General features: G+C 70.8%; 1 protein-coding gene (cut by a window edge). It reads left to right on the plus strand.

What is annotated here, in order from left to right; translation table 11 throughout:
* Positions 1–23227, plus strand: partial view of a non-ribosomal peptide synthase/polyketide synthase gene (locus JF781_RS04415; RefSeq protein WP_225341145.1) — the 5' portion only. It continues 8075 nt past the right edge of the window; only the first 23227 of its 31302 coding nucleotides appear in the window; its start codon is at positions 1–3; its stop codon lies beyond the right edge, outside the window.

The following is a 23227-nucleotide window of genomic DNA, read 5'->3' on the forward strand; positions in this document are numbered from 1 at the left end:
ATGAAGGACTTCGGTAGAGCTTGGGGGGGTTCAGTGGCGCGTGGTGGTGACCGGGCACTCCCGGTGACGCGAGGCCAGCTCGATATCTGGCTGGCACAGCAGACCGGCCACTTCGATGCGGCGTGGCAGCTGGGCGTGCTGGTCCGTATCGACGGGGCGATCGACCCCGGTCTGTTGCATCAGGCCATGCGGCACGTGGTCAACGAGGCCGAAAGCCTGCGGGCCTCCTTCTTCGAGGCCGATGGCCAGGTCTTCCAGAAGGCCGTCGACTACGACGATGTCGATCTGGTCTTCTACGACCTGACCGAATCGCAGGATCCGGAGCGGGAAGTCCGAGAGACCGCATCATCGATCCAGCGGACGCCGATGCCGCTGACCGGCCCGAAGATCAAATTCGCTTTATTCCGTACGGGTCCTGACCAGTACTACTGGTTCTCGGTGTGCCATCACATCGCCATCGACGGCATGGGCATCGCGCTGATCGGCCGACGGATCGCCGCCGTCTACTCCGCGCTGGCCGCCGGCAAACCGGTTCCACCCGCCTTCTTCGGCTCGTTGCACGACCTCGTGAGCGGCGAGCTGGACTACGAGGCGTCCGCCAAATTCCGTGAAGATCAGGACTATTGGGCCGCACACCGCCCCGCGGGCAACGGGGCCGTTTATCCGGCGCCCCCGGTCGATGACGGGCGTGACCCGTATTCACCCTCTCCGCCAGTGCAATTGGATCAGTCCGTGGTAGGCAGGGTCAAAGAGTTGTCCAAAACGCTGGGCATCCGTCGATCGTCGGTACTCACCGCGGCCTGCGCGCTTCTGGTGCGCGGCTGGTGCGCCGACGGTTCCGACGAAGTCGTGCTCGACTTCCCGGTCAGCCGGCGAGTGGACCCGGAATCGAAGACGCATCCCGGCATGCTCGCCGGCGTGGTGCCCCTGGTGCTCAAGGCGTCGCCGGCCACCACATTCGCCGACTTTTGCCGGCACGTTGACCAGCGGTCTCGAGAGGCGTTGCGGCATCAGCAATTCCCGACACGCACTCTGGACGGCGAAGGCGACTTCAACGGCCCGAGGCAGGCCCCCAACCGGGTGGTCGTCAACTTCGTCCCGGCCCGCCTCACTCTCAGCCTCAACGGCGTCCCGGCGACCGCGACCTACACCAGCTTCGGGCCGGTAGGTCACTTCGGCCTGTTCTTCCTCGGATTCGGCGACCAGCAGTTCCTGAGCACGGTCGGTATCGGGCAACCGTTCTCGAATTTCGACGTCGCGGATCTGACCGAGCGGCTGCAGCGTGTGCTGGCGACCATGGTCGCCGACCCGGACCGGCGCCTGTCGTCGTTGGATGTGCTCCGGGCCGCGGAGCGCGCCCGCCTGGAAGAGCTTGGTAACAACGGGGTTTTGAGCCGGCCACCAACCGCGCCGGGATCGGTGCCGGAGCTGTTCGCCGTCCAGGTAACCCGGGCGCCCGAGGCCGTGGCGGTGGTGTGCGAGGGCCGGCCGGTGACCTACCGGAAACTCGACGAGGCGTCCAACCGGCTGGCGCATTTGTTGACCGGCCTGGGCGCGGGCCCGGGGCAGACTGTGGCGCTGATGTTTTCGCGCTCTCCCGAGGCCGTCGCGTCGATCCTGGCGGTGCTCAAAACCGGGGCGGCCTATCTGCCGATCGATCCTTCGTCGCCCGAGTCGCGGATCGGGTTCATGCTCGGCGACGCCAAACCGGTTGCCGCGCTGAGCACCGTCGATCTGGCCGACCGCCTCGACGGTCACGACGTGACGGTCATCGACGTCAACGATTCCCGCATCGACGCCCAGCCCGTCGAGGCGTTGCCGGCACCCGGGCCGGACCATGTCGCCTACCTGATCTACACCTCGGGCACCACCGGGGTCCCCAAAGGCGTTGCGGTGACTCATCGCAACGTGACACAGCTGCTGGGTTCCCTGGACGCCGGCCTGCCGCCGTCGGGGGTGTGGTCGCAGTGCCACTCGTACGCGTTCGACGTCTCGGTGTGGGAGATCTTCGGCGCGCTGCTGCGCGGCGGGCGGCTGGTCGTGGTCCCCGAAGACGTCGCGCGTTCGCCCGAAGAGTTGCACGACGTGCTGGCCGACGAAGACGTCAGCGTGTTGACCCAGACCCCGTCGGCCGTGGCGATGCTCTCGCCGGAGGGGCTTTCGGGGGCGTCGCTGGTGGTGGTGGGGGAGGCCTGCCCGCCCGAGGTGGTGGACCGCTGGGCGCCGGGGCGGGTGATGGTCAACGCCTACGGCCCGACCGAGACGACGATGTGCGTGGCGATCAGCGCCCCCCTGACGAAGGGATCCGGGACCCCGCCGATCGGTTCCCCGGTGCCCGGGGCGGCGTTGTTCGTCCTCGACGGCTGGCTGCGCCCGGTGCCGCCCGGCGTCGTCGGTGAGTTGTATGTCGCGGGCGACGGGGTGACCGGAGGATATGTCGGCCGGACCGGGCTGACGGCGTCACGGTTCGTGGCGTGCCCCTTCGGTGAGGCGGGTGCGCGCATGTACCGCACCGGCGACCTGGCGTGCTGGGGCGTCTCGGGATCCGGTGCAGGCCAACTGCAGTACTTCGGCCGCGCCGACGAACAGGTCAAGATCCGCGGATATCGCATCGAGCTCGGCGAAATCCAGGCCGCTCTCGCCGCGCTCGACGGCGTCGACCAGGCCGTGGTGATCGCCCGCGAGGACCGCCCGGGCGACAAACGCCTGGTCGGTTACGTCACCGGGATCGCCGACCCGGCCGAGGCGCGCACCGCGCTGGCCGAACGGCTCCCCGGCTACATGGTGCCCGCGGCCGTGGTCGTGCTCGACGCGCTCCCGCTGACGCCCAACGGCAAACTCGACACCCGCGCGCTGCCGATGCCCGCATACACGACGGGCGAGTACCGCGCCCCGGCCACCGCGGTCGAGGAGATCCTGGCCGGCATCTACGCCGAGGTGCTCGGGGTGCAGCGCGTCGGCGTCGACGAGTCCTTCTTCGAGCTGGGCGGCGACAGCATCTTGTCGCTGCAGGTGGTGGCGCGGGCGCGCGCGGCGGGCCTGACGTGCCGACCCCGAGACGTGTTCGTCGAACAGACCGTGGCCCGGCTGGCCCGGGTGGCCGGGGTGAGCGACGGGGCGGCGGAGGTGCTCGACGAGGGCGTCGGGCCGGTGCTGGCCACCCCGATCATGCGGTGGCTGCAGGGCGCGGAGAAGGCCGGCCCGGTCGACGAGTTCAACCAGACCGTGATGGTGCAGGCCCCCGCGGGGGTGACCGCGGCCGACGTCTCAATCGTGTTGCAGGCCTTGGTGGATCGGCACGCCATGCTGCGGCTGCGCGTCGATCGCGACGACGCCGGCGGCTGGTCGTTCCACATCCCCGAACCGGGGGCCGTGCGGGCCGAGGACTGCCTGCGGTCGGTCGACGCGGTGTCCGATGAGGCGTTGCTGCAGGCCCGTTCGCGGTTGAACCCGTCCACCGGCGCGATGCTCAGCGCGTTGTGGGTCGAGGCCACCGGCCAGTTGACGGTGATCATCCACCACCTGGCCGTCGACGCGGTGTCGTGGTGGATCCTGTTGGAAGACCTCAACATTGCGTGGGCGCTGCACCGCGCCGGCCAGCCGGTGGAGCTGCCGCCGGCCGGGACGTCGTTCGCCCGCTGGGCCACACTGCTGAACGAGCACGCGCGCCACCCCGACGTGGTCAGCCAGCTCAACGCCTGGAAGAAGGTGACGGAGACGCCCGCCGCGCTGCCCGCGGCCCGCCCCGACGTGGACACGTACGCCAGCGCCGGGCGTTTGTCGGTCGAGTTGGACGCCGAGACGACCGGGATGCTGCTCGGCGAGGTGCCGACGGCTTTCCACGCCGGGATCCAGGACATCCTGTTGATCGCCTTCGGGCTGGCGTGGGCGGAATTCCTGGGTGACACCGGCGCCCCGATCGGCATCGACGTCGAGGCTCACGGGCGCCACGAGGAACTCGGCGCCGACACCGATCTGTCCCGCACCGTCGGGTGGTTCACCACCAAGTATCCGGTGTCTCTGGAAGTGGCGGGGCCGGTGGCCGGGTTGCGCTGGGCGCAGGTGGTTTCCGGCGACACGGCGCTGGGCCCGGTCATCAAACACGCCAAGGAGCAGCTGCGCGCGCTGCCGGAGCCGCTGACCTTTGGGCTGCTGCGGTACCTCAACACCGACGTCGACCTCGCCGGGCCCGACCCGTCGATCGCGTTCAACTACCTGGGACGTCAAGGCGCAGCGCCCGATTCGGCGGGCGAGGGCTGGCGCATCAGCCAGGACGGCCTGTCGTTGATCGGCGCCGCCGCCGCGGTGCCCATGCCGCTGATGCACACCGTCGAACTCAACGCCGGCACCATCGACACCGGGGCCGGCCCGCACCTGCACGCCGAATGGACTTGGGCGCCATCGGTTCTCGACGCCACGCAGATCACCCGGTTGAGCCGGCTGTGGTTCGAGGCGCTGTCCGGAGTCTGCGCGCACGTCCGCTCCGGTGGCGGCGGGCTGACCCCGTCGGACATCGCCCCGGCCCGGCTGAGCCAGCAGCAGATCGACGAGCTGGAGCGGCAGCACCACATCGCCGACATCTTGCCGTTGACCCCGCTGCAGCAGGGGCTGCTGTTCCACTCCAGCACCGCGCGGGGCGGCGACGACATGTATGCGGTCCAACTGGATTTCACCCTCACCGGACCGCTCGACGCCGATCGCCTGCGCGACGCGGTGCACGCCGTCGTCAACCGGCACCCCCACCTGGCGGCCCTGTTCTGCGAACAGTTCGACGAGCCGGTGCAGGTCATCCCGGCCGATCCCGTGATCGAGTGGCGGTACCTCGAACTCGACGGCACCGGTGACACCGACGAGCGGATCGAGCAGCTCTGCGCTGCCGAACGGGCGGCGGTGTGCGACCTCGCCGGGCAGCCGGCGTTCCGGGCCGCGCTGATCCGCACCGCGGACCGCCGCTTCCGGTTCGTGCTGACCAATCACCACATCCTGCTTGACGGCTGGTCGCTGCCCATCCTGCTGCGCGAAATCTTCGCCGGCTACTACGGGCACCGCCTGCCGGCGGCCGGCTCCTACCGCGCCTTCCTCACCTGGCTGGCCGATCGGGACCTCGACGCCTCCCGCGCGGCGTGGGGAGAGTTGTTGTCCGGCTTCGAAACTCCCACCCTGGTCGCGCCCGAGGACCGGTTGGGTCAGGGCCGCCGCGGCTTCGAGAAGTCTCGCGTGCCCGCGCAGACCACCCGGGCCCTCGCCGAGTTGGCGCGCTCGCACCACACCACGCTGAGCACCGTGCTGCAGGCCGCGTGGGCGTTGGTGCTGACCTCGCTGACCGGTCAGCACGACGTCGTCTTCGGCACCCCGCGATCGCGGGTCGGCCAGCTGGAGGTCGACGACGCGGAGTCGATGGTCGGGCTGCTGATCAACACCGTGCCGGTGCGCGCGAACATCACCGCGACGACCACCACCGCGGATCTGCTGGCGCAGCTGCAGAACAGCCACAACGACGCGCTCGAGCATCAGCACCTGGCGCTCAGCGAGATCCACCGCGTCACCGGTCACGACCAACTCTTCGACACGCTGTTCGTCTACGAGAACTACCCGATGGACAGCGGGATGACGCTGGGTGATGACGGGCTCGCCATCGCAGAATTCACCAACCGCGAGTACAACCACTACCCGCTGACGGTGGAAGCCTTGCCCGGCCGCGAGCTCGGCCTGCACATCGAATTCGACGCCGACGTGTTCGACGCGGCCGGCATCGCGTCGCTCGTCGAGCGCCTGCAGCGGGTGCTGGTCGCGATGACCGCCGACCCCACCCGGCGGCTGTCGTCGGTCGACCTGCTGGACGGCGACGAGCGTGAACTGGTGCTGTCGACGATGTCCGGCGCCGGTGTCGGCGCGCCGGTGGGGGTGGCGCCACAGCTGTTGGCCGCGGCGGTGGCGGCGGCCCCCGACGCGCCCGCGGTGGTCGACGGCGCGCGGGAGCTGTCGTATCGCGAACTCGACGAGTGGTCAACGCGGTTGGCGCGCATGCTGATCGACGCCGGCGTGGGCCCGGAGCGCGCCGTCGGTGTGGCGATCGACCGCTGCGCGGAGCTGGTGGTCGCCTGGTGGGCCGTCGTCAAGGCCGGCGGCATCTACGCGCCGGTGGATCTGGACCATCCGGTCGAGCGGATCGCTTCGGTGCTCGACGCCGTCGACGCGGTGTGCGTGTTGACGTGCGGCACCGACGACGTCGCCGGCGCCGGGACGCGCCCGATCGTGCGTCTCGACGGCCTCGACCTGTCCGGTCGCTCGGCGCAGGAGATCACCGACGCCGACCGGGTCTCGCCGCTGCGCGCCGGCGACACCGCATACCTGATTTTCACGTCGGGTTCGACCGGCGTCCCCAAGGGCGTCGCCGTCGGGCACAGCGGCCTGCTGGGCTGGGCCGCCGCCCAACGCGAGCGGTTCGGCCTGGGTTCGGACGCGCGGGTGCTGATGGTCGCCTCGCCGACCTTCGACGCCTCGGTCGGAGAACTGTTGCTGGCCGCGGGATCCGGCGCTGCGCTGGTGGTGGCGCCGCCGCAGGTATATGCGGGTGAGGCGCTGACCGCGCTGCTGGACCACCAGCGGGTCAGCGCGGCCATCCTGACGCCCACCGTCATCTCGACGCTGGACCGCGCCCGGCTTTCTCGCCTGGACACGCTGGTCGCCGTCGGGGAGGCCTGCCTGCCCGAGCTGGTGGACGCCTGGGCGCCGGGCCGCCAGATGTTCAACGGCTACGGCCCGAGCGAGACCACCATCTGGGTCACCTGTGCGCGGCTGTCGGCGGGCGAGCCGGTGCGCATCGGCGCCCCCATTTCCGGCGTGTGCGCGCGTGTGCTCGACGCGTGGCTGAACCCCGTCCCGGTCGGCGTGGTGGGCGAGCTGTACCTGAGTGGGCCGGCCCTGGGGCACGGCTATCTGGGCCGGGTGGAGTTGACCGCGGAACGGTTCGTCGCGAACCCCTTTGGGGGTGTGGGGGAGCGCATGTATCGCACCGGCGACCTGGTGCGCTGGATGCCCGACGGGACCCTGGACTATCTGGGCCGCGCCGACAGCCAGATCAAACTGCGCGGACAGCGCATCGAATTGGGCGAAATCGAGAACACCCTGCTGGCCTGCCCCCAAGTGACCCAGGCCGCCGTCACCGTTGCGGACACCGCAACCGGCTCGCAGCTGGTCGCCTACGTGACGCTCGATCACACCGCCACCACCGACCGGGACGCCCAGCAGGACGCCGACGATGTCCAGGAGTGGCAGCACCTCTACGACGACCTGTATGGCGCCGACCTCGCGGCCAACTTCGGCGAGGATTTCCGCGGCTGGAACAGCAGCTACACCGGCGATCCGATTCCGCTCGAAGAGATGGCCGAATGGCGTTCCGCCACAGTCGATCGCATCATGTCCCTGCAGCCGCGCCGGGTCCTCGAGATCGGCGCGGGCTCGGGATTGCTGCTCTCCCAGATCGCCCCGCGCTGCGATCGCTATGTCGCCACCGACTTCTCGGCCGTCGCGATCGACAACCTGGCCCGGTCGATGGAGCAGCTGCGGCTGCCGTGGCGCGACCGCGTCGAGCTGCGCACCCAGCCCGCGCACGTCACCGACGGCCTGCCGCGCGGCCACTTCGACACCATCATTCTCAACTCGGTCGTCCAGTACTTCCCGAACGCGGGATACCTGGCCCAGGTCATCGACAAGGCCATGGCGCTGTTGGCCCCCGGCGGTGCGATCTTCATCGGTGACATCCGTAACCACACCCTGCAGGGCGCGTTCCAGACCGCGATCGCGCTGGCGCGCGGCGACGCCACCGACGCGGCCGAAATCCGCCAGCGCGTGCGCCACGCCATGCTCGGCGAGACCGAATTGCTCTTGGCGCCGGAGTTTTTCACCTCCTGGGCCGACTCCCGGCCGGAGGCCGTCGGGATCGACATCCGCGTCAAACGGGGAATGGCCGACAACGAACTGAACCAGCACCGCTACGACGTCGCCATCCACAAGGCACCCGCGGCGGTGCGTTCGGTGGCCGACGAACCCGCCCTGACGTGGGCGCAGTGCGACGGCCTGCGCGGGCTGCGCGACACCCTGACATCGCGGCGTCCCGCCGCCGTCCGCATCACCGACATCCCGCGAGCCGGACTGATCACCGACGTCGCCGTCGAGGCAGCGCTGGCCGAGGGGCTGCCCCTGACGGACGCGCTGTCGGACGCGGCGGCCCGGGCCGGCGCGGGCCCCGACGCCACCGTCGCCGAAGAATTGCACCGCCTCGGCGAGAGCGCCGGATATTACGTCGCCGTCACCTGGGGCGCCCAAGCCGGAACTCTCAGCGCGGTTTTCATCGCCTCCGGCGACCAGGCCGTCCCGCCGCTGACCGATCTCTACCTGGCACCCGACGGGGCCCGCCGACGCACCAGCCATGCCAACGACCCCCGCACCAACACCAAGATCGGCGAGGTGCGCGAACGGTTGAGCGCCTGGCTGCCCGAGTACATGGTGCCGACACACATTGTGGCGCTTGAAGAATTCCCGATGACGTCCTCGGGCAAGCTCGACCGCAAGGCGCTGCCGGCCCCCGATTACCAGGACGCCGATCGTTACCGCGCCCCGTCCACCGCCGTCGAGGAGATCCTGGTCGGCATCTACGCCCAGGTGCTCGGCCTGGAACGGGTGGGTGTCGACGACTCCTTCTTCGACCTGGGTGGCGACTCGCTGTCGGCGATGCGCCTGATCGCCGCGGTCAACACCAGCCTGAACTCCGACCTCGGGGTGCGGGCCGTGTTCGAGGCCCCCACGGTCGCCGAGTTGGCCCTGCTCAGCAGGGGAGACGCCGACCGTCCGGAACCGCTGGTGGCCGGGGAGCGACCGGCGGCGATCCCACTGTCCTTCGCGCAGACCCGGCTGTGGTTCATCGACCAATTCCAGGGCCCCTCAGCGATCTACAACATCACCGTGGCGCTGCGGCTGCGCGGGCACCTCGACGCCGATGCGCTGGCCGCGGCGCTGGCCGACGTCGTGGACCGCCACGAAAGCTTGCGCACGGTGTTCGCTTCGGCCGACGGAATTCCACAGCAGGTGGTGGTGCCCGCCGAGCGGATCGGGTTCGCCTGCGACGTCATCGACGCGCGCCGGTGGCCGGAAGACCGGCTGCGGGAGGCCATGGCGGCCGCCGCCCGGTACACCTTCGACCTGGAGAACGAAAGCCCCCTACACACCGAGCTTTTCACCGTGAGCGACGACGAGCACATGCTGGTGGTCGCCGTACACCACATCGCCGCCGACGGGTGGTCGATCACCCCCTTCGCCCGTGACCTCGGGATCGCCTACGCGAGCCGGTGCGCGGGGCGGGCGCCCGACTGGGCGCCGCTGGCGGTGCAGTACGTCGACTACACGCTCTGGCAGCGCGCGCATCTCGGTGACGTGGACGACGGCGACAGCCGCATCGCCGCCCAGCTGGACTACTGGGCAGACACCCTGGCCGGTCTCCCCGAACGCCTGCAACTGCCCACCGATCGGCCCTACCCGCAGGTCGCCGACCATCGCGGCGCCCGGCTGGCGGTGGACTGGCCGGCCGAGCTACAGCAACAGGTCCGCCGGGTAGCGCGCGAGCACAACGCCACCAGCTTCATGGTGATCCAGGCCGCCTTCGCCGCGCTGCTCGCCAAGATCAGCGCCAGTACCGATGTGGCCGTGGGCTTCCCGATCGCCGGGCGTCCCGAACCCGCCCTCGACGAACTCATCGGCTTCTTCGTCAACACCCTGGTGCTGCGGGTCGACCTAGGAGCTCTAGGCGGGGATCCGACTTTCGCCGAGCTGCTGGCCGAGGTGCGCCGGCGCAGCCTGGCCGCATTCGAACACCAAGACGTGCCATTCGAACTGCTCGTGGAGCGGCTCAACCCCACCCGCAGCATGGCCCATCACCCGCTCATTCAGGTGCTGCTGGGTTGGGAGAACTTCCCGGGAGAGGTCACCGCCCCCGCCGCGGGGCTGACGCTGGGTGATCTGCGAGTCACCCCAATGCCGTTGCACACCAACACCGCTCGCATGGATTTGACGTTCTCGCTGGCCGAGCGCTTCACCGAATCCGGCCAGCGCGCCGGGATCGCCGTGACGGCGGAATACCGCACCGACGTCTACAACGCGGACACCGTCGAGGCGATGATCGACCGGCTGCAGCGGCTGCTGGCCGCGGTCACCGCCGAGCCGGAGCGGCGCTTGTCGTCGGTGGATCTGCTGGACACCGCCGAGCACGCCCGGCTGGCGCGGTGGGGCAACCAGGCGGTGCTGGCCGAGCGCATGGAACCGGTAACGGTCGCGGGACTGTTCGCCGCGCAGGCGGCACGCACGCCGGACGCGGTGGCGCTGACGTTCGAGGACCGGTCCATGACGTACCGCGAGCTCGACGAGGCCGCCAACCGGTTGGCACACCTGCTGGTCGAACACGGCGCGGGCCCGGGGGAGTTTGTCGCGCTGCTGTTTTCGCGCTCTGCCGAGGCGATCGTGGCGATCTTGGCGGTGCTCAAGTCCGGGGCGGCGTATCTGCCGATCGACCCCGCGCTGCCGTCCGCGCGGGTGGAGTTCATGCTGACCGACGCCGCCCCAATGGCCGCGGTCACCACCTCCGACCTGGCCGACAGGTTCGACGGCTTCGACCTGACCGTCGTCGATGTGGCCGACCCCGCGGTGGCGGCCCAGCCGATTACCCCGCCGCCCGCGCCGGCGCCCACCGATCTGGCACACGTCATCTACACCTCCGGCACCACCGGTGTGCCCAAAGGCGTTGCGGTCACCCAACACAACGTCGCGCAGCTGTTCGATGACCTGCGGCTCGGTTTCGCCTTGTCGGCCGAGCAGGTGTGGACCCAATTCCACTCCTATGCGTTCGACTTCTCGGTGTGGGAGATCTGGGGCGCCCTGCTGCACGGCGGGCGCCTCGTCGTCGTACCGGGCGCCGTGGCCCGCTCACCCGAGGAGTTCCACGCGCTGCTGGTGCGCGAGGGAGTCACGGTGCTGACCCAGACCCCGTCGGCGGTGGGGCTGCTGCCCACCGACGGCCTGGACTCCACCGCGTTGGTGATCGGGGCCGAGCCCTGCCCGCCCGAGCTGGTGGACCGCTGGGCGCCGGATCGGGTCATGGTCAACGTGTACGGCCCCACCGAGACCACGATGTGGGCCTGCAAGAGCGCCCCGTTGCAGGCGGGATCGGGCTTCCCGCCGATCGGCTCACCGGTGACTCGCGCCGCCTTCTTCGTGCTCGACGAGTGGCTGCGCCCGGTGCCCGCCGGCGTGGTCGGGGAGCTGTATCTGGCCGGCGAAGGCGTCGGCGTCGGCTATTGGCGGCGCCCCGGCCTGACCGCGTCGCGGTTCGTGGCCTGCCCCTTCGGCGAACCCGGCACCCGGATGTACCGCACCGGCGACCTGGTCTGCTGGGGGCGCTCCGGATCCGGGGAGGGGCAACTGCGCTACCTGGGACGCGCCGACGAACAGGTCAAGGTCCGCGGCTACCGCATCGAACTCGGCGAGATCCAGGCCGCGCTGTCCGCGCTCGACGGGGTCGAGCAGGCGGTCGTCGTCGCCCGCGAGGACCGGCCCGGTGACAAACGCCTCGTGGGGTACGTCACCGGGTCCGCGGAGCCCGCCCGGGCGCGCGCCGCCCTGGCCGAGCGTCTGCCCGCGTACATGGTCCCCGCGGCGGTGGTGGTGCTGGATTCGCTGCCGGTGACGGTGAACGGCAAACTCGACGCCCGCGCCCTGCCCGCACCCGAATATCGCAACGCCGATCACTACCGCGCCCCGAGCACCGCCGTCGAGGAGATCCTGGCCGGCATCTTCGCCGAGGTCCTCGGCGTCGATCGGGTCGGGGTCGACGACTCGTTCTTCGATCTCGGCGGCGACTCGCTGTCCACCATGCGCCTGATCACGGCGATCAACTCCGCGCTGGAAACCGATCTCGCGGTGCGCGTCGTCTTCGAGGCGCCCACGGTCGCCCAGCTGGCGCCCCGCATCGCGGAGAGCTCGGGCGGGCTCGAACCGCTGGAGGCGGGGGAGCGGCCGGCGGCGGTCCCGCTGTCGTTCGCGCAGAACCGGTTGTGGTTCATCGACCAATTCCAGGGTCCCTCACCGCATTACAACATGGCGGCGGCCTTGCGCCTGCGCGGGCGGCTCGACGCCGAGGCGCTCGGGGCGGCGCTGGCCGACGTGGTGAGTCGCCACGAGAGCCTGCGCACCCTGTTCCCGTCGCACGAAGGCACCCCCCGGCAGGTGGTCGTGCCCGCCGAGCGCGCCGAATTCGGCTGGGACGTCGTCGATGCCACGGCATGGCCGGCGGGCCAGGTCGACGACGCCGTCAAGGCGGCGACACGCCACACCTTTGACCTGGCGGCCGAGATCCCGATCCGGGCGCGACTTTTCACGGTCACCGACGATGAGCACCTGCTGGTGATCGTCGTGCACCACATCGCCGCGGACGGCTTGTCGCTGACCCCGTTGGGTGCCGATCTGAGCGTGGCCTACACCAGCCGCTGCGCCGGGCGTCCCCCCGGATGGGCCGACTTGTCGGTGCAGTACATCGATTACACGCTCTGGCAGCGCGCCCAATTCGGCGACCTCGACGACGGCGACAGCCGCATCGGCGCTCAACTGGCGTACTGGGAGCATGCCCTGGCCGGCATGCCCGAGCGGCTCGAGCTGCCCACCGATCGGCCGTACCCGCCGGTGGCCGATCAGCGCGGCGACAGCGTGGTGGTCGACTGGCCGGCGGAGCTGCAGCAGCAGGTCGCGCGGGTGGCCCGCGAGCACAACGCGACCAGCTTCATGGTGGTGCAGGCCGCGCTGGCCGTGCTCTTGTCGAAGGTGAGCGCGAGTTCCGATGTGGCGGTGGGCTTCCCGATCGCCGGCCGGCGCGACCCCGCGCTCGACCAACTGGTGGGCTTCTTCGTCAACACTCTGGTGCTGCGGATCGACCTGGCCGGCGACCCCAGCTTCACCGAACTGCTGGAACGGGTCCAGGCGCAGAGCCTGGCGGCCTTCGAACATCAGGACGTGCCGTTCGAGGTGCTGGTCGAGCGGGTCAACCCGACCCGAAGCCTGACGCATCACCCGCTGGTTCAGGTGATGCTGGCCTGGCAGAACTTCGCCGGCCACGAGGATCCCGCCGCCGGCCTGACGCTGGGGGACCTCGAGGTGACCTCAGTCCCGGTGGAGGACCAGTCGGCCCGCATGGACCTGGTGTTCTCCCTGGCCGAACGGTGGACCGAGAACGGAGACACCGCCGGCATCGGCGGGCGGGTGGAATTCCGCACCGACGTGTTCGACGCGGCGACCATCGAGACGCTGATCGGCCGCCTGCAACGAGTGCTGACCGCGATGACCGCCGACCCCACCCATCCGCTGTCGTCGGTGGATCTGCTCGACGAGGCCGAGCACGCCCGCCTGAAAGAGCTTGGCAACAACGCGGTTTTGACCCGGCCGGCGACGGCGTCGGTGTCGGTGCCGGAATTGTTTGCCGCGCAGGTCGCCCGGGCCCCGGAGGCCGTGGCGCTGGTGTGCGAGGGCCTGGCGGTGACCTACCGGGAGCTCGACGAGGCCTCCAACCGGTTGGCGCACCGCCTGGCCTCCGCGGGAGCGGGACCGGGACATATTGTGGCGCTGCTGTTTTCGCGGTCGGCCGAGGCCGTCGCGTCGATCCTGGCCGTGCTCAAAACGGGAGCGGCCTACCTGCCGATCGACCCGTCTTCGCCGGACGCGCGCGTCGAATTCATGCTCGGTGACGCCACACCGGTCGCCGCGGTCACCACCGCCGAGCTGGCCGAGCGGTTCGACGGTCGCGACGTGACCGTCATCGACGTCAACGATTCCCGCATCGACACCCTGCCCGAGACGGTCCTGCCGGCGCCGGGGCCGGACAACCTCGCCTACCTGATCTACACCTCGGGCACCACCGGTGTCCCCAAAGGCGTTGCGATCACTCACCGCAACGTCACCCAGCTGCTGGGATCGCTGGATGCCGGGCTGCCGGCCGCGGGGGTCTGGTCGCAATGTCACTCGCTGGCGTTCGACGTCTCGGTGTGGGAGATCTTCGGCGCGCTGCTGCGCGGCGGGCGCCTGGTGGTCGTCCCCGAGGCTGTGGCGGCTTCCCCGCACGACCTGCACGACGTCCTGGTCGCCACCGGAGTCAGCGTGTTGACCCAGACCCCATCGGCGGTGGCCATGCTCTCGCCGGAGGGGCTGGACTCGGTGTCGCTGGTGATGGCCGGCGAGGCCTGCCCGGCCGAGGTTGTCGACCAGTGGGCGCCCGGGCGGGTGATGGTCAACGCCTACGGCCCGACCGAGACCACGATGTGCGTGACGATCAGCGCGCCCCTCGCAGCCGGGATGGGACCGGTTCCCATCGGCGCCCCGGTCCCGGGGGCGGCGTTGTTCGTGCTCGACGACGCGTTGCGGCCGGTGCCGCCCGGCGTCGTCGGTGAGCTGTACGTCGCCGGATTCGGGGTGGCCGCAGGGTATGTCGGCCGACCGGGCCTGACCGCGTCGCGGTTCGTCGCCTGCCCCTTCGGCGGGGACGGAACCCGCATGTATCGGACCGGCGACCTGGTCCGCTGGGACGACTCGGGATCGGGTGGGGGCCAACTGCAGTGCCTCGGCCGCGCCGACGAGCAGGTCAAGATCCGCGGCTATCGCATCGAGCTCGGCGAAATCCAGTCCGCCCTGGCCGGATTCGACGGCGTCGCGCAGGCCGTCGTCGTCGCGCGCGAAGACCGCCCCGGGGACAAGCGACTCGTCGGCTACATCACCGGCGCCGCCGACCCTGCCCGGCTGCGCGCCGCGCTGGCCGATCGGCTGCCCGCCTACATGGTGCCCGCCGCGGTGGTGGCGCTCGACGCCATTCCGTTGACGCCCAACGGCAAACTCGACACGCGCGCCCTGCCCGCACCCGAATACACGGCCGGCCAGTACCGCGCCCCGGCAACGCCCACCGAGGAAATCCTGGCCGGCGTCTACGCCGGGGTCCTCGGCGTCGAGCGGGTCGGGGTCGACGACTCCTTCTTCGATCTGGGTGGCGACAGCATCTCCGCGATGCGCCTGATCGCCGCGATCAACGCCAGCCTGGGCAGCGGTCTTGCCGTGCGGGCCGTGTTCGAGGCGCCCACCATCGCGCAGTTGGCGCCCCGGATCGGCGAGGGCGGCGGCGGGCTGGAGCCGTTGACGGCCGCCGAGCGTCCCGCGGTGGTGCCGCTGTCGTTCGCGCAGAACCGGCTGTGGTTCCTGGACCAATTGCAAGGGCCCTCACCGGTTTACAACATGGCGGCCGTGCTGCGGTTGGACGGGCCGCTCGACGCCGACGCCCTGGGCGCTGCGCTGGGCGACGTGGTGGCCCGCCATGAGAGCCTGCGGACGGTGTTCGTCGCACCCGAGGGGCTGCCGCAGCAGGTGGTGATCCCCGCCGACAAGGCAGATTTCGGGTGGGAGGTCGTCGACGCCAGCGCCTGGTCGCCCGAGCAGCTGGACGAGGCGATCGGTGCCACCGCCCGCTACACCTTCGACCTGTCGGCCCAAATCCCGTTGCGGGCAGGGCTTTTCCGCATCCGGCCCGACCGGCACGTGCTGGTGGCCGTGGTGCACCACATCGCCGCCGACGGCATGTCCCTCACGCCGCTCGTCCGTGATCTGGGGATGGCATATGCCGGCCGGTGCGACGGGCACGGGCCCGACTGGGCGCCGCTGTCGGTGCAATACGTCGACTACACCCTGTGGCAGCGTGCGCAATTCGGCGACCTCGACGACGGCAACAGCCGCATCGCCGCCCAACTCGCCTACTGGGAAGACGCCCTGGCCGGCATGCCGGAGCGGTTGCAGCTGCCCACCGACCGGCCCTACCCGATGGTGGCCGATCAGCGCGGCGCCACGGTGGAGATCGACTGGCCCGCCGAGCTGCAACAGCGGGTGGCCGACGTGGCGCGCCGACACAATGCCACCAGCTTCATGGTGATCCAGACCGCCCTGATGGCGTTGCTGTCGAAGATCAGCACGAGTTCCGATGTCGCGGTGGGATTTCCGATCGCCGGTCGGCCCGACCCCGCGCTCGACGAACTGGTCGGGTTCTTCGTCAACACCCTGGTGTTGCGGGTCGATGCGGCCGGTGATCCCACCTGCGCCGAGCTGCTGTCCCAGGTGCGTCACCGCAGCCTGGCCGCCTACGAGCACCAGGACGTGCCCTTCGAGGTGCTGGTGGAGCGGCTCAACCCCGCCCGCAGCCTGACGCATCACCCGCTGATCCAGGTGATGCTGGCCTGGCAGAACTTCGCCGGGCAGGAAAGCGGCCCCGCCGCCGGGCTGTCCCTCGGCGATGTCGACGTCACACCCATACCGGTCGACACCCACACCGCCCGAATGGATTTGACGTTCTCGATGGGCGAACGCTGGAGCGACGCGGGTGAGCCCGCCGGCATCGGCGGAACCGTGGAATTCCGCACCGACGTATTCGACGCGGACAGCATCGCCGCCCTCATCGGCCGGTTGCAGCGGGTGCTGCTCGCGATGACCGCCGACCCCGCGCGGGCGTTGTCGTCGGTGGATCTGCTCGACGACGCCGAACACACCCGACTGGACGACGTCGGCAACCGCGCGGCGCTCACCGGACCGGCCACCGGGACCGACTCGATCCCGGCGCTGTTCGCCGCGCAGGCGGCCCGCACCCCGGACAGCGTCGCGGTAGTGTGCGACGGACACGCGATGACCTACCGCGAGCTTGACGAGGCGTCGAACCGGCTGGCGCACCTGCTGGCCGGCCGTGGGGCGGGCCCGGGACAGGCTGTGGCGCTGCTGTTTTCACGCTCCGCCGAGGCGATCGTCTCGATCCTGGCCGTGCTGAAGACCGGGGCTGCCTACCTGCCGATCGACCCGGCGCTACCGGCCGAGCGGATCGGGTTCATGCTCTCCGACGCCGCTCCGATCGCCACGCTCACCACCGCCGATCTGGTCGAGCGGCTCGACGGCCACGAGGTCGCGGTCATCGAGGTCAACGATCCCGCCGTCGACACCCAGCCCGCGACCGCACTGCCGGCGCCGGGGCCGGACAACCTCGCCTACCTGATCTACACCTCCGGCACCACCGGTGTCCCCAAAGGCGTTGCGGTCACCCACCGCAACGTGACCCAGCTGCTGGCATCCGAGGACTCGGGCCTGCCGGCCGACGGCGTGTGGTCGCAATGGCATTCGCTGGCCTTCGACGTCTCGGTCTGGGAAATCTTTGGCGCCCTGTTGCACGGCGGCCGACTGGTCGTGGTGCCCGAAACCGTGGCGCGGTCACCGGAAGACCTGCACGCATTGCTGGTGGCCGAACAGGTCAGCGTCCTCAGTCAAACCCCGTCGGCGGCCGGCGCCCTCTCACCCGCGGGCCTGGAGTCGGTCGCGCTGGTGGTCGCCGGCGAGGCCTGCCCGGCCGATCTGGTGGACCGCTGGGCTCCCGGCCGGGTGATGATCAACGCCTACGGCCCCACCGAAGCCACGGTCTACGCCGCGATCAGTGCCCCGCTTCAGGCGGGCTCACCGGGCCCAGTGCCGATCGGGTCCCCGGTGCCCGGCGGCGCGGCGTTCGTGCTCGACGAGTGGCTGCGGCCGGTGCCACCCGGCGTGATCGGCGAGCTGTATGTGGCGGGTGCCGGCGTGGCCTGCGGCTACTGGAGGCGGGCCGGCCTGACCGCGTCGCGGTTCGTGGCGTGTCCCTTCGGGGCGCCCGGATCGCGCATGTACCGCACCGGCGACCTGGTGCGCTGGCGCGGGGACGGGCAGCTTGACTACCTCGGCCGCGCCGACGAGCAGGTCAAGATCCGCGGCTACCGCATCGAGCTCGGCGAGGTGCGGGCGGCGCTGTCCTGGATCGGCGGCGTCGAGCAGGCCGTCGTCGTCGCCCGCGAGGACCGGCCGGGGGACAAGCGCCTCGTCGGTTACGTCACCGGGACCGCCGACCCGGCCGCGGTGCGTGCCGCGCTGGCCGAAAGGCTGCCGGGCTACATGATTCCCGCCGCCGTCGTCGTCATGCGGGCCCTGCCGCTGACCCCCAACGGCAAGCTGGACACCCGCGCGCTGCCCGCGCCGGAATACTCCGACGCCGACCAGTATCGGGCCCCCGACAACGCCGTCGAAGAAATCCTGGCCGGCATCTACGCCCAGGTGCTCGGGCTCGAGCGGGTAGGCGTCGACGACTCGTTCTTCGACCTTGGCGGGGACAGCATTTCGTCGATGCAGGTGGTGACGCGGGCGCGCGCCGCCGGCCTGGTTTGCAAGACCCGCGACATCTTCGTCGAGCAGACCGTGGCCCGGCTGGCCCGGGTGGCCGAGGTGGTCGACGCCGACGCCGCGGTGCTCGACGAGGGCGTCGGGCCGGTGCAGGCCACCCCGATCATTCGTTGGCTGCACGGCGTGGAAAGCGGTGGCGCACAAGTCGATCATTTCAACCAGGCCATGCTGGTGCAGGCCCCCGCCGGGGTCACCGAGGCCGACGTGGTCACGGTGCTGCAGGCCCTGCTGGATCGCCACGCGATGCTGCGGCTGCGCGTCGACCGCTCGGGCGCCCACGGCGCCGGCGAATGGGCGCTGACGGTGCCCGGGGCGGGCTCGGTCGACGCCGCCGAGTGCCTGCACGTCGTGGACGAGTTGACCGACGCGGCGGTCATACAAGCGCGGTCGCGGCTGAACCCGGCCGCCGGCGTGATGCTCAGCGCGCTGTGGGCCAGCGCCACCGGGCAGCTCGTGGTCATCGTCCACCACCTCGCCGTCGACGGTGTTTCCTGGCGGATCCTGTTGCAGGACTTGAACATCGCCTGGGCCCAGCATCACAGCGGGCAGCCGGTCGAACTGCCCGCCGCGGGCACCTCGTTTGCCCGGTGGTCGTCGCAGCTGGCCCGGCATGCGCACCACCCCGACGTCGTCGATCAGGCGGACACCTGGGCGAAGGTGGCGGCGACGCCGCCGGCGCTGCCGGCGCTCCGCCCCGACGCGGACACCTTCGCCACGGCCGAACACCTCGTTACGGAGCTGAACGCCGAGACCACCGGCATGCTGCTCGGCGAGGTGCCGGCAGCGTTCCATGCCGGCGTCCAAGACATCCTCCTGATCGCGTTCGCGTTGGCGTGCGCGGAATTCCGCGGCGGCCGTGCGCCCATCGGCATCGACGTCGAGGGCCACGGCCGGCACGAGGAACTGGGCCGCGACATCGACCTGTCCCACACCGTCGGCTGGTTCACCACGAAATACCCGACGGCTCTGAACGTGGGCGGCGTCTCCTGGGGGCAGGTCGTCGCCGGCGGGACCGAGCTGGGCGCCGCACTCAAAGACGCCAAGGAACAGCTCCGCGCGCTGCCGGACCCGCTGACCTATGGGCTGCTGCGCTACCTCAACCCCGAGGTCGACCTGGACGGCGCCGAACCACCGATCGGGTTCAACTACCTGGGACGCCAGGGCGGTACGGGCGAGCTCACCGCGGACATGTGGCGGCCCGTGCCCGACGGCGGGTCGGTCACCCGCGCCGCCGCGACGATAGCCATGCCGCTGATGCACACCCTCGAACTCAACGCGGTCACCGTCGACTCCGCGGAAGGTCCGCGCCTGCACGCCAACTGGACCTGGGCGCCGTCGGCGCTCGACGACGAACAGATCACCCGGCTGAGCCGGCTGTGGTTCGAGGCCCTGGCCGGCATCTGCGCCCACGTGCGCTCCGGCGGCGGCGGATTGACGCCGTCGGACATCGCGCCCGCGCGCCTGAGCCAACAGCAGCTCGATCAGCTTGCGCGCCAACACCATATCGCCGACGTCCTGGCGTTGACCCCGGTCCAGCAGGGGCTGCTGTTCCACGCCAACACCGCACCCGCGACCGACGATCTGTATGCGGGACAGCTGAACATCAGCCTCACCGGCCCGCTCGACCCGAACCGCCTGCGCGACGCGGTGCACACCGTGATCGCCCGGCATCCGAACCTGGTGGCCCGCTTCTGCGACCGGTACGACGAGCCGGTCCAGATCATCCCGGCCGACCCCGCGCCGGCCTGGCGGTACCTCGAGCTGGATGGCACCGACACCGACGAGCAGATTCAGCGCCTCTGCGCCGCCGAACGCGCGGCCGTCTGCGGCGACCTCGCCGAGCAGCCCGCGTTCCGGGTGGCGTTGGTGCGCACCGCATCCGAGCGCTATCGGCTGGTGCTGACCAATCACCACATCGTGCTCGACGGCTGGTCGATGCCGATCCTGCTGGGCGAGATCTTCGCCGGCTACTACGGGCAGCGACTTCCGCCCGCGGCGCCCTACCGCAGCTTCGTCAGCTGGCTGGCCGAACGCGACCTCGACGCCGCCCGCGCGGCCTGGGGCGAGGTGTTCGCCGGCTTCGACACCCCCACCCTGGTCGGCCCCCAGGACCGGGCGGAGCTCGGGCGGCAAAGCGTCGAGACGTTCACGCTGCCCGCCGACCTCACCCAAGCCGTCGGCGACCTGGCGCGGTCGCGCCACACCACCGTCAACACGGTGCTGCAGGCCGCATTCGCGCAACTGCTGTGCGGCCTGACCGGCCAGCGCGATGTCGTCTTCGGCACCACGGTGTCGGGCCGCCCCGCCGAAATCGCCGCCGCGGACACGATGGTGGGCCTGCTGATCAACACCGTGCCAGTGCGGGCGAACATCGGCGCCGCCACCACCACCGCCGATCTGCTGGACCAACTGCAGGGCGCGTACAACCACACGCTCGACCACCAGCACCTGGCGCTCAACGAGATTCACCGCATCACCGGACAGGACACCCTGTTCGACACCCTGTTCGCCTACGAGAACTATCCGATCGACGCCAGCGCGCTGTCGGGCAACCACGAACTCGCCGCCACCGACATCACCAGCCGGGAGTCCACCCACTACCCGCTGACCGTGCAGGCCCAGCCCGGTCACGAGATACGCCTCCAAGTCGAGTACGACACAGACGTTTTCGACGCGGCACGGATCGCAACGCTGATCGAACGGCTGCGGCGGGTGCTGACCGTCGTGACCACCGACCCCGCGCGGCGGCTGTCGTCGATCGACGTGCTCGAGCCCGCCGAACACGACCGGCTGGACGCGTGGGGCGACCGGGCGGTCCTGACCCGGGACGGCACGGCGGCGTCCATCCCGGAGTTGTTCGCCGCCCAGGTGGCGCGCACCCCGCGCGCGCCGGCGGTGACGTTCGAGGGCCGGACCATGACCTACCGCGAACTCGACGAGCGCTCGAACCGGTTGGCGCACTTGTTGGTTGACCGTGGGGTTGGCCCCGGCGAGTCCGTGGCGCTGTTGTTCGGCCGCTCGGCCGACGCGATCGTCGCCATCCTGGCGGTGCTGAAGACCGGCGCGGCCTACCTGCCGATCGACCCGGCCCTGCCGGCGGCGCGCATCGATTTCATGCTCGGCGATACCGCACCCATGGCCGCGCTCACGGTCGCCGCCCTGGCCGACCAGCTCGACGCCCACGACCTGATGGTCATCGACATCCACGACCGCGGCCTGGCCCGCCGGCCCGCCACCGCGCTCCCGGCTCCGGCGCCCGAACACGTCGCGCACATCATCTACACCTCCGGTACCACCGGTGTGCCCAAAGGCGTTGCGGTCAGCCACCACAACGTGACCCGGCTGTTCGACGCGCAGGCCGTCGGCGTCGAGTTGTCGGCGGACCAGGTGTGGACGCAGTTCCATTCGTATGCCTTCGACTTCTCGGTGTGGGAGATCTGGGGTGCGCTGCTGCACGGCGGGCGACTCGTCGTGGTGCCCGATTCGGTGGCCCGCTCGCCGATGGATTTCCACGCCCTGCTGGTCGCCGAGAAGGTCACCGTCTTGAGCCAAACCCCCTCGGCGGTGCGGATGCTGTCGCCGCAGGGATTGGACTCCGCGGCGCTGGTGATCGGCGCGGAGCCCTGCCCACCGGAACTGGTGGACCGCTGGGCGCCCGGGCGGGTGATGGTCAACGTCTACGGCCCGACGGAAGCCACGATCTTCTCGTCGACGAGCACACCGTTGAGTGCGGGGTCGGGTGCACCCCCAATCGGCTCGCCCGTCCCCGGGGCCGCCTTGTTCGTGCTCGACGGGTGGCTGCGCCCGGTGCCGCCCGGCGTGGTCGGCGAGCTGTACGTCGCCGGCCGCGGCGTCGGATACGGGTACGTGCGCCGCGCCGGGTTGACCGCGTCACGGTTCGTGGCCTGCCCGTTCGGCGAGCCGGGATCGCGCATGTATCGCACCGGCGACCTGGTGCGCTGGGGCGACTCCGGATCCGGTGAGGGCCAGCTGCAGTACGTCGGCCGCGCCGACGAGCAGGTCAAGATCCGCGGCTACCGCATCGAGGTCGGCGAGGTGCGCTCGGCGCTGGCCGCGCTCGACGGGGTGGACGAGGCCGTCGTCGTCGCCCGCGAGGACCGGCCCGGCGACAAGCGCCTCGTCGGCTACATCACCGGCACCGCCGACCCGGCCGTCCTGCGCACCCAGCTGGCCGAGCGGTTGCCGACCTACATGATCCCGGCGGCCGTGGTGGCGCTCGAGGCGCTGCCGATGACCGTCAACGGCAAGCTCGACACCCGCGCCCTGCCGGCGCCGGAGTACTCCGCCGCCGGGTACCGCTCGCCGACCACCCCCACCGAGGAGATCCTGGCCGGCATCTACGCCCACGTGCTCGGAGTCGAGCGGGTCGGGGTCGACGACTCCTTCTTCGACCTCGGCGGCGACAGCATCTCGGCGATGCGCGTCATCGCGGCGATCAACAGCGCCATGGACACCGGCGTTCCGGTGCGCGTCATCTTCGAGGCGCCCACCGTCGCCCAGCTGGCGCCGCGCATCGGTGAGGACACGGGCCGGCTGGACCCGCTGGTGGCGGGCGCCCGGCCGGCGGTGATCCCGCTGTCGTTCGCCCAGAGCCGGCTGTGGTTCCTCGACCAGCTGCAGGGACCGTCCCCGGTCTACAACATGGCCGCGGCGCTGCGGATGCACGGGCGGCTCGACGCGCAGGCCCTCGGCGCGGCGCTGGCCGACGTCGTGGCGCGTCACGAGAGCCTGCGGACGGTGTTCGCCGCACCCGAGGGATCACCCCAGCAGGTGGTGATCCCGGCCGAGCGGGCCGATCTCAGCTGGCGGACCGTCGACGCCCGCAGGTGGTCCGCCGGCCGGCTGCGCGACGCCATCGACGTCGCCGCCGCCGAAACGTTCGACCTGGCGACCCAAA

It is taken from the genome of Mycobacterium sp. WUMAC-067 (genome assembly GCF_020217485.1).
GTDB lineage: Bacteria > Actinomycetota > Actinomycetes > Mycobacteriales > Mycobacteriaceae > Mycobacterium.